Here is a 9233-nt window from a genome sequence, read left to right as displayed (position 1 = left end):
CGCCTCGCCGCGGAAGCGAGCAGCCCAATACCGCGTGTCGAGGGTGTTCGGGTGGTCGGCGCCCAGCACGCGGGTCTGGTCCTTGAGGAGTTCGGCGAGGGCGGTGGCGGCGCCGGCCGGGTCTCCCGCCTCACCGAGCGAGACGGCGGCCAAAAACGGCGCGTCCAACTCATTGCTGGGTCCAGGGAGGGCTTCGGCTGCGGCGTCCCACAAGGTATGGAAGCGATGCACTGTCTGATCTGCTGGTGTACCGCCTGGTACGCGGCGGGCCAGCTCTGTTACGAGCACTTCCACGAGCCCCCACATGGGCAACCGGGCTTTGGTGAATGCGTCATGGATCCGGCTGGAGCTGGCTGCTCCGTCGAGTTCCCGTGCCAGTTCACGCACGGAGGGCCAGCCCGCCTGTCGATGGAGCGCATGTAACGCATCGCTCAAGTCTTTCCGAGGGCCGACGGGCAGCAACGGAGCCGTGAGTCTAGGCATGGTGTCCCCCGAGTGCAGCCGTCCAGAACTGTCCTACAACGTCCGACAACAAACTACAGCGTCCGAAGTCGTCGGAAGACGTGCTGAGTTGTACTGCGGCGTCAGCGCACGTCAGAGGCCCCTTCCGCCGTTCGAACCTGGGTGAGACCTGATGGATTCACCGGGAGGACGAGATGTTCGAAGTAGCGCTCGAGCTTGTGGCTCAGGGACTGCTGACTCAACTGCCTGCCAGCTTGCTCACGGCCGGCGCCACCGTTTTCTGCACGTGGGTGGTCCGCCGATGGAGGAAGCCAAAGGACTGAGAAGGAGGCAGGGAGCCAGAGTCACCGTGACTCTGGCAACTGCTTGCGGGAGTTCGGCACCAACGAGTCGCGTCCGGTCGCCAGCTCCGGTACGTACTTGTAAAGCGTGGTGCGGGAGACTCCCAGCAGCTTGGCGATGGACGTGATGGTGTTTTCCGGATCGGCGAGCAGGCCGCGAGCGTGGCGTATGAGGTGCTGCTTGTGACGCCCGACGTCCCACTGCTCGCAGGCCCTCCGCCCCGGGTGGAGACGGTATTGGGCTCCGGGCGGAGTTGTGGCATCGCCAGGTGAGTTCAGAGCCTGTAGGGGGTGAGCAGAACCTCGTACTCAGTCTTGGCACGTTCCTCGGAGCGGTAGTAGTCGGCGATGAGCTGGAGAAGAGTCTCCGTCTCCTCGTACAGGCCGGCTTTCGGGAGTTCATCGAGGACGGCGCTCATCCGTGCTGCACGCGTGGTGGCGTCGTCTTGGTACGGGCTGAGGAGCAGCTGGGGGATCAGGCGTCGCAGGACGGCAGTGGTCTCCCAGATCCTTTCGCTGTCGCGCAGGGCGCGCAGCACGGGGGCAAGTGGGGTGCGCTCTTCGGCGATGCTGCGCCACAGACGGCTGGTCTCCGCGGCGAGTCCGGCGTCACGCATGTGATCGGTCAGCTCGAGCAGCTGCTCCTCGCCGTAGGTGGTGGCGATCGCGGTCAGAAGAGTGTCAACGAGCTGCTCCCGGCCGTCACCAATCGCCGTTTGGACCTCGTTGGACGCGAGGAGGTTGACGAGTTCTGACGGGTCGCGGTGCTGGGTCATCTCCTCGAAGAGGAGACGCGCCGGGGCAGCATCGCCAGTGCTCTTGGGGTCCGGGGCCAGTGTTGCCGCGTGCTCCCAAACGCGCTGGAGAGGCATGTACCGGTGTGCTGTTTCGAGGACCTGGTCGGCTTCACGGCGGCCTAGCGCCCGGAGTTCCGCCGAGAGTTCTTGGAACTGGTCGCTGAGAGCGCCGGCGACCATGACGGTGTGGGCCAGCTTCGAACGGCCCGCGCTGTGGAACTCGTCCATGACTTCGATGCAGTACTTCGCGGACTGGGGCGGCCTCCACAATGCGGCCGCAAGCGGCGGCAGCAGCCGGTCCTGGCCCTCGTTGTCCATCTGCTCCAGGAGCGCTACGAAGCTGTGAGGCTCGGTCAGGGCAGCCATGGCCTTGGGGAGTGGACGACTGTAATCGGCGGGATCGGTGTGCCACGGAGCACCGTTCTCTCCCCCGTCGGCCGCTGGGGCGAGTTCGGCGGCCTGCCAGAGCTGGTGGAAACGGCTGACCTCAGCATCGATGTCGGGTCGGCGGTGGGACCAGGAGGCCAGCGTGCGGACCATCGACTGCACGTTCTCCCAGCGCGGTACCTGGGCAGGACGGCGCAGGATGGCGCTGACCGTCTCATAGCTCGGCGCACCCCGGGCACCGGAGTCCGCCTCGATCGCGGCACTGACTTGCCGCGACGACGGTGCTCCCGCATCCATATAGAGCCGATGCAGGCCGCTGATCAGTTCACGCAGCGGGCCGGGCGCCAGCTGTTCCTCGGTGGGCATGGTGATCCTGGTGGACATGTGCCTCCCCCTCCGCTTCGACGAGGCTTCAGGATCTGTCAGATCTTGAAGCCGCAGCCCGTATACAGACACATTGGCTCGTCAACCTCCGGCGTTTTCGCGGGGCATTGCGTCAAGGGCCTATGCCGCGCCGCCAGCGTGGAAGCAGACGCAGCACCCGCACCGGGTGCTCACCCACCACGCTGGAGGGGAATTCCGTGTCCTCGCTGTCCTCGCTCCGTCTCCTGGTCCTGTTCCTCCTGGTGCTCGTCGCCGTGATCCTCCTGGGCGGCCTCGCTTACGTGACGTACCGCCACCCGGCACTCGCCACGCCGCTGGGAGTCGCCACGGGAGCCGCGGCCGTTCTGGTGGCCTGCGTCGGCGTGATCCTCGCCCGGCGGTGAGTCCTCACGGCGGGTGCTCTTGGGCCGGCCGTCTACGTGGACACCGGAGCGAAGACTATGGCGTCGCCCCCCGGACCGCCCTTTTTATTACCTTTGTCTGTTGTCAATTCGAGGCCGGGCTGATTGGCGACAGCGGCTTCAACTCCGACAGGCCCCACCGGTGCTGGCATGGGAGACCACGCAACCCCTGCTCCACCGCACCCAACTACCTGCATGCCCCCTCCCGGGCGTGCCCGACCCTGAGGGGGACTCGTTCGTGTCCACGCTCGCTCTGCTCGTCGCGCTGCTCCTGGTCGTCGTCGTGGTGCTGCTCGCGGCCGGCGCCGCCTACGCCGTGCACCGCCACCCGACCTGGGGCCAGCCTCTTGGCGCCGCGTTCGGCGCGGTGACGGTGATGGCCGCCCTCGTCGGCGTGATCCTCGCTCGGTGAACAGCACGCCCGCGCGTGGTCGGGACATCGGGGGCCCCGACCACGCATGGCCCAGCCGGGCCTCGAGTTGGACCGGGGGGCCGGAGAAGATGGGCGGCATGCCCAAGAGCGCGGGCCGCTCGGGGGCTTCGCACGCGATGACGGTCAACGAGGCGGTCATCGCGATGATCCGACCGAAGCCCGACCTTCACCTGATGGCCGGTGAGCCGGCCCGCTTCGAGGGAGCGCTTGCCACGCTCAAGGGGTCAGCCTTCGAGGTGGCTTCTTCCGCGTGGGCGTGTCTCGCCACACAGCGGTACACCCCGCCACTCAGGTTTCGGTGATGGTGCGGTTGTTGATGTGGCGGATGGTGTCTGCGGCTGTGCCGCCGAGAGCAGGGTGGTCGCGGTAGGTGGCCAGCGTGGCAAGGGAGGAGTGGTCGCCTACGCGGGCAAGCAGGCGCAGCACGGTGCCGGTGCGGTCGTCAGGCCTGGGGTGTGGGAAGAGCGAGGTCAGGTGATCGGGGGCGGTCAGGCCGTGGTGCAGCACAGTGCGAGCCTTGGCGGGGAAGGCGTCGATGATGCGGCCGAGCGCGCTGGTACGGGGGTCCTGGGCGAGCATGGCGGCGTATTGGAACTGGTGCAGGGGATCGACTGCGGCGTTCAGGTAAGGCCCGGTCAGCTGCTCCCATAGGGAAGCGCAACGCGCGTCTCGTTCGTGTGGGCCGAGGCCGGGGCGGTGGAGCCAGAACAATATGTGGCCGTAGCAGCGCCAGGCGTCGGCGTCGTTGCTCTGGTGGCCGTCCAGGAGCGGGGGAGGCGCGGGCAAATGGGCGGCGCAGCCTTCGATGCCGAGCAGATGGCAGCTCACGGCATCTCGCCAGAAGGGAGAAGGCACTCGCAGGTGAGAGGCCCAGTACTGCAGGGCCGGCAGAGCGTCCGGGTGCTTGGCGCGTACCAGTTCCTTGAGGAAGACGTCCGTGAATAAGGTGGCGTCCCCCTCCCGTACGGCGAGCACCAGCAGCGCGCGGCGCGCGGCCGGTTCCAGGGCGTCGATCGCTTCGACGAACGGTGCAGCGACGACGTCTTCGAACTGGCTCTCCAGGATCCTCTGTGCACGGGTGTGGGCATTGGGTTGGTTCGGATTGGCGAGAAGCGAAGTGATCTCCTCTGTGACTTCGTCGGCGGCGTAGGGCGAGGTGACCTGGCCGTAACGGTGCAGTGCCTCGACGAGCATGGTGGAGACCCACACGTCGTCGGTGCGCAGACTGTTCAGCAGTTCGATGATCTGCGCCGTAGTGACCTCGTCCGCGGTGGTGCGGACACCGGTGAGCAGATCGAGGCCTGCAAACCGCAGCTGGTTGGCGCCGCTGTCCCAGGCACTGGTGAACAGCGCCGGCGCCAGCGCGGCGGCCATGGGATCGTCCGTCCCTTGCAGGAGATAGCACAGCAGGACGGTCAGTCCGACGTCGCTGTCATCCAGGGATGTGATCCACTGCTGCAGTTCGTCTGCTCCTGCAGCCTGGTGACGGCTCGTCTGTCCTGGCCGCGGCCAGGACAGACGAGCCGCATCCGCGATCACCGCAGCAGGCAGATGAACACCTCCGGAGGATGTCGTCGGCCCGTTCAAAGCAGCGGCGATCAAGCTCGGTACTACGTGCCGAGAGCGCCTCGCTGCCGGCGCGAAGCCACGCAGGAAAGCCTGGTCGGTCTCCCGCAGAAGCCGGGCCAATGCTCCCAGGAGACGCCCGTCGCGGGCAGTGGTGCCGACGGCTGTGAACACTGCCCGCTCGTAACCGCTCCAGGAACGGTTCGGCCTCACGGTGTATGTGCTGTCGGTGCACACCACCCGGCTGGTGGCCGCCGCTTCAGCAGCGGTTTCCAGGCACCGCCCGGCTTCGGTCAGCACCACATCATCGGCCACCGGCCCCAAGCGCCCCCGCAACGCCTCGGTGAGCACGTCGATGTCGGGCAACTCGCGCAGCAGACTGCGTACCGCTTCCGGATCGCTGTGCAGCGACACTGCCCAGGCAACCAGCTCGCGGTGGTGCGTCCGGTTCAGTTCACCGGCCAATTCCGGCACGCTTCCGCAGCGCCACATCAAGGCCTCGGTGGCAAGCAGCCACGCGTACCACTCATGCCGGAACTCGACCCTGTGATGCAGCACCCGCACCACAGACGATCCCAAAACCTCGTCCACCGTGCTCACTGCCGCTCCCTGTGCTGCCAGCAACTGAGCTGCGCTCCGCCGGGCTTCGGCAAGCGGCAACCAACCGGTCAGCCGCTCGTCCATCAGCAGCGCCCAGCGGTGCAGCACCTGCCGCGCGAGCGTCGGCTGAGAAGTGTGCTGCAGCTGCTCACCGACACGGGCTTCCAGCAAAGCGGCCCGACTCGCTCCTGGAGGCAGGCGCTGGGCGAGCTGTGCAGCCAAGGACAACTCGAAAGCGGTATCGAACACCGCGCAGTCATCCTCGTCAGGTCCGTCCATCTCCTGGCCGGCCCCATGTGAGCGCAGCAGTGCCACGCGCTGCTGCGAATCCGGATCGGCTGTTCTCAGCCGGGCACCACTCAGCGCCGCGGGCACGCGCACGAACTGCTGGCTGCTGATCACCACCGTTGCCCCGGCGCGGAGACACCAGGCGCTGGCTTGCTGCACCAGCCGCTCCTGCAGCCGTAAGGGGCACTCGTTGACCGCATCCACGAGCAGCACGACCGGCAGCTGCCACAGCCGGGCGGCTTGCACCAAGGCCTGCGCGCCATGCGGGCTGAAGGGGGCCACGCACTCATCGAGGCTGTCCTCCAAGCGGCCCTCGTAGACGCTCGCCTGCACCAGGATCACCAGCCAACCCGCCTGCATCAGCCCGAGGGCCGCGTGCGTCAGAGTATGGCTCTTGCCTGTTCCCGAAGCCCCGACGATCTGAACATGACGCCCAGGCCGCACCCACGCCGCCAGCCCCGCCGACGACACCTGCTCCGTACCGTCTTGGTCCTCCAGAGTCAGCGGAACCAGCTCGTGCAAATCCCCGCTCAGATAGAGGCCCAAGTGGGCCGAATAGTCAGCCAGCTCCTGACGATCAGCCACACTGCTGCTATCGGCCTGTTCCTCCTCAGCGGACAGTGGCCGGCAGAACACTCGCATCGTGTGCTCACCGAAGAACCGCAGCACCAGGTCCGGCAAAGCAAACAGCATGTCGGACAGCTGCTGCCGACCCCACAGATCGATCACCAGGTCATGATGCTGCCCACGCAACCGCGCCAGCTCTACATCGACCTTGGTATCGCGGACATCCGCCGTGGTAACGATCACCAAACGCCGCGCCCCGAAGGGCCGACTCCCCTCGGTATACGTGAGTACAGCCTTGCGCAGATCAGAGACCGTGAACTTCTCGTACTTCTTCGCCTGATACACCGCAGCAGAACGCGAGGCGAAGGACGCGACGACGTCGACCCCTTCCTGCGCCTGGCCACCACGCCCGAAGGGCCGGGCCTCCACAGCGTGGTCGACTCGGATTGCCAGCGCCACCACCAGATGCTCCAGTGCCTCCCAGGACAACTCCTGCGTGCGCAGCAGCAAGGGTGCCGTAGCCGTCAACGGTGACGGCTCAGGCAGCGCCGAGCCCGCCTGCACATCACCGGACCCGGGAATGACGTCAGCTCTGTCATCGCTGGCCACCACGTCCTCTGCCCCTTCCTCACATACGCAAGCATGCGGCTTAACGGTCCCCCCGGGCCTGCCTGACCGTTCCATAGGGCTGTGGCTGCCGCTAGCCGATCCAAGGCCATGGCGTCGGTGTGTGGGCGGCTCTGCAGCGTCGCCGTGGGGGTAAAACGGGTAGGACTTGGACGAACTACTGCGGCATCATACGGGAGTTGCCATTACGCCAGGAGGGGCCATGGGGAGGGCAAGCCGACGCAGGCGAGAGCTGCGTGAGTCACCGAAAACGGAAGCCGAAAGCTTCAGAAGAGCCAACCGCTATGCATACAGAGCGCAGCGGCGCGCAAGCAGGCGTGGATCAACCATGGCTGAATATGAAGAAATGGCTGCCACAGAGAGCAGGCATGTACTGGAAGCACTGATAGCCCGTCACAACGCGCGCATGCTGGCTATGGCGGAACTGCCCCCCGAAACCGTTAAGCCGGTGATGTCGGCCCTGCTCGCCATCGGCTACATGGATTTCGCATTTCGTAAGCTAGGCGTCAACGCAAAGCGGCCCCCGTCCTCTTATGGCGGAAACTGGATAGATCACTTGGCTTGGGGGACCGACAGCGTTTACGCTGCGGCACGGCTGCTCTTCTGTGGACAGTTCCTAGGCGCTGCCACTATCTTGAGGTCTCAGTTCGAGAGGTGGGCTGAAAATGCCGCCTACAACACCGGCGTCGTACATAAACAGGGCGAATCTGCAGCCAGTTACGCAGGGCGGGCATGGGCGAAGTGCCACGCTAACTATCCGTTTGCTCGGCGATCGATAGGCCCTGCTGAATCCATCACTGATGATGCAGCACGACCTTCATGGGATGAAGAAGTCGAACAGCACTCCCCAGACGGCCCCTCAATCACCATTGGCCGTGATTACGCTGTTTACCCCGTTCAATTGCTGGAGTCCATGTCGAACTTCCTCCATGGGCGTGGCCCGTGGGTTGATCTGGTGCATTGGGAAGCCGGTCAGCTCCTCAGCGCACAAGTTCCGAATTCACTGACTGATGCGTCGGAGGCGCTTTCGGACGTTATAACGCTCATCCTGCGTCAGGTTCGGCTGTGCCTAGCCGCCCTTGCTGAAGAGCAAGGCATGAACGACCTCCCACTCAAAATACTCTCTTCCTCGCTCGAGAGACAGAACGGAGGCGCAGAACCTCCCAGACTCCAGTCCCTGTTCCCCCTGCTACCCGCCAGCGGCCTCCAGACAGGAACAGTGGCCGGCCTGAGGGACGCAGCAAAAGCGCACAGTGAGGTGATGCGGGGAAAGCGACCAGCTGGAAGGCTTTATCAAGATGATGAATTCGCTCACCTACACTTTTACGAGCGCCGAGCCCGAGCAGCTAATTGGGCGCTGACAGCATTCGACATGGAGAAAGAAAGAAACGGCGAGCTCGACTTCAAGCACCTAGACAACCGAAACTTCCGCTACATCGTTGCTAGTGAGATGGCGGGAATTATCTCCGTCTGGCTCAAGGGAACTCCTACAGGAGACGCTGCCGCATCCTGCTCTTCAGCTTTGCGCACAGCCTATTGGCTTTGGCTCGAAGACGACGACCGAGCTCTGGCTTCCCTCCGTATCGTCTTGGAACAGTCCGCGCGAATGAGAGTATGGACCGAAAAACCTGAAAAAGCAGAAAAGCTACAAGCATCGTCGTCCACTACACCGAAGGATTGGGTAAAGGCAGCAGGCTGGAACCGCCTCAGCGCATTGACTAGGGCCCTCGGTGAGTTCTCCCACTCTCACGCGAACGTCCGCCTTGACGGCGCGCGAGAGATCCTTGAAAAAATCCAAAGAGAAGACTTGGACGCAGAGGACAGCATCCATTTGGCTAGAGGGCATGCTCTCGATGCTCTAACCATCTTGTTGCTGGGTGAGTCCATCAACACGGCGACGAAACTGTCTCCCTCCATTGGGAACGCTTTCATAGAAATAGTTGATGACGTCTTGATGGATAAGGGCGTCCTTGCCAAGAACAGGGAAGACCTACTCAACCGGACTCTGGCTCAGAAAGACGCTCCCAGGGGGGACTACTCATTTCATGGGCCCGCAAGTGCACTGCGTAAAGATCGGCAAATGAAAAATTCCTAGGACACGTTCACTGGATTCAAGGAAATGCACCACCCCACCCACGACAGGGGGATGGGGGAGGGTGTGGTCTGGTTCCAGAGTCGATCCGGTCTTCAGTTTGAAGCAGGGGTGTGGTCTGGTTTCGCCAAAGCTACACAGTGCATCACCTGATGCAGAGTGCCCCGGGCCAGCCCTCCCCTTCTCGCCACCCGGGCCGCAGGCCCGTTGGCGGGCCCCGCGCAGCGGGGCCCGGCCTCCATGGCGCGCAGCGCCATGGAGGTGGCTGGAGCGCAGCGGAGGCCACCT

Annotated in this window: 7 protein-coding genes; 4 read left to right on the top strand and 3 right to left on the bottom strand. The window is 64.6% G+C overall.

From position 1 onward, the window contains the following. Positions 1 to 806 precede the first annotated feature (806 nt). Positions 807 to 974: a helix-turn-helix domain-containing protein gene (locus KUM49_RS50150; RefSeq protein ID WP_308406548.1), complete on the bottom strand. Its 168-nt coding sequence runs from the start codon at positions 972 to 974 to the stop codon at positions 807 to 809. A 104-nt stretch (positions 975 to 1078) separates the two neighbouring features. Further along, the gene (locus KUM49_RS05200; RefSeq protein WP_217235498.1) at positions 1079 to 2371 is read right to left on the bottom strand and encodes a hypothetical protein; all 1293 of its coding nucleotides are present in this window, start codon (positions 2369 to 2371) and stop codon (positions 1079 to 1081) included. A 197-nt stretch (positions 2372 to 2568) separates the two neighbouring features. Here KUM49_RS05200 and KUM49_RS05195 point away from each other — a divergent pair, with 197 nt between their 5' ends. From KUM49_RS05195 to KUM49_RS05185, 3 genes are all read left to right on the top strand, one after another. Then, on the top strand, positions 2569 to 2754 hold the full coding sequence (locus KUM49_RS05195; protein ID WP_217235500.1) for a hypothetical protein: 186 nt from the start codon (positions 2569 to 2571) through the stop codon (positions 2752 to 2754). Between the two features lie 256 nt (positions 2755 to 3010). Further along, positions 3011 to 3184, top strand: a complete 174-nt coding sequence (locus tag KUM49_RS05190) for a hypothetical protein (protein ID WP_217235497.1) — start codon at positions 3011 to 3013, stop codon at positions 3182 to 3184. Positions 3185 to 3282: 98 nt separating this feature from the next. Continuing rightward, a complete protein-coding gene (locus tag KUM49_RS05185) occupies positions 3283 to 3507 on the top strand; it encodes a hypothetical protein (protein ID WP_217235496.1) in 225 nt (74 codons plus the stop codon). On the opposite strand, the gene KUM49_RS05180 is transcribed toward KUM49_RS05185, so the two are convergent. Continuing rightward, positions 3494 to 6838 (bottom strand): ATP-binding protein, encoded by a 3345-nt coding sequence (locus KUM49_RS05180; RefSeq protein ID WP_217235495.1) that lies wholly within the window; start codon positions 6836 to 6838, stop codon positions 3494 to 3496. The genes KUM49_RS05185 and KUM49_RS05180 overlap by 14 nt on opposite strands. A 343-nt stretch (positions 6839 to 7181) precedes the next feature. Here KUM49_RS05180 and KUM49_RS05175 point away from each other — a divergent pair, with 343 nt between their 5' ends. Beyond that, the gene (locus KUM49_RS05175; RefSeq protein WP_217235494.1) at positions 7182 to 8948 is read left to right on the top strand and encodes a hypothetical protein; all 1767 of its coding nucleotides are present in this window, start codon (positions 7182 to 7184) and stop codon (positions 8946 to 8948) included. Positions 8949 to 9233 lie beyond the last annotated feature (285 nt).

Source organism: Streptomyces sp. AC555_RSS877 (genome assembly GCF_019049245.1).
Classification (GTDB): Bacteria; Actinomycetota; Actinomycetes; order Streptomycetales; family Streptomycetaceae; genus Streptomyces.
Note: the sequence above shows the minus strand (reverse complement) of the source record. Positions and strands in the feature narration are given on the sequence as shown.

What these genes read in the sequence shown, in the direction of transcription:
- KUM49_RS05200 (WP_217235498.1), bottom strand. Translation starts at nt 2,371, where the DNA reads ATGTCCACCAGGATCACCATGCCCACCGAGGAACAGCTGGCGCCCGGC.
- KUM49_RS05185 (WP_217235496.1), top strand. Translation starts at nt 3,283, where the DNA reads ATGCCCAAGAGCGCGGGCCGCTCGGGGGCTTCGCACGCGATGACGGTC.
- KUM49_RS05175 (WP_217235494.1), top strand. Translation starts at nt 7,182, where the DNA reads ATGGCTGAATATGAAGAAATGGCTGCCACAGAGAGCAGGCATGTACTG.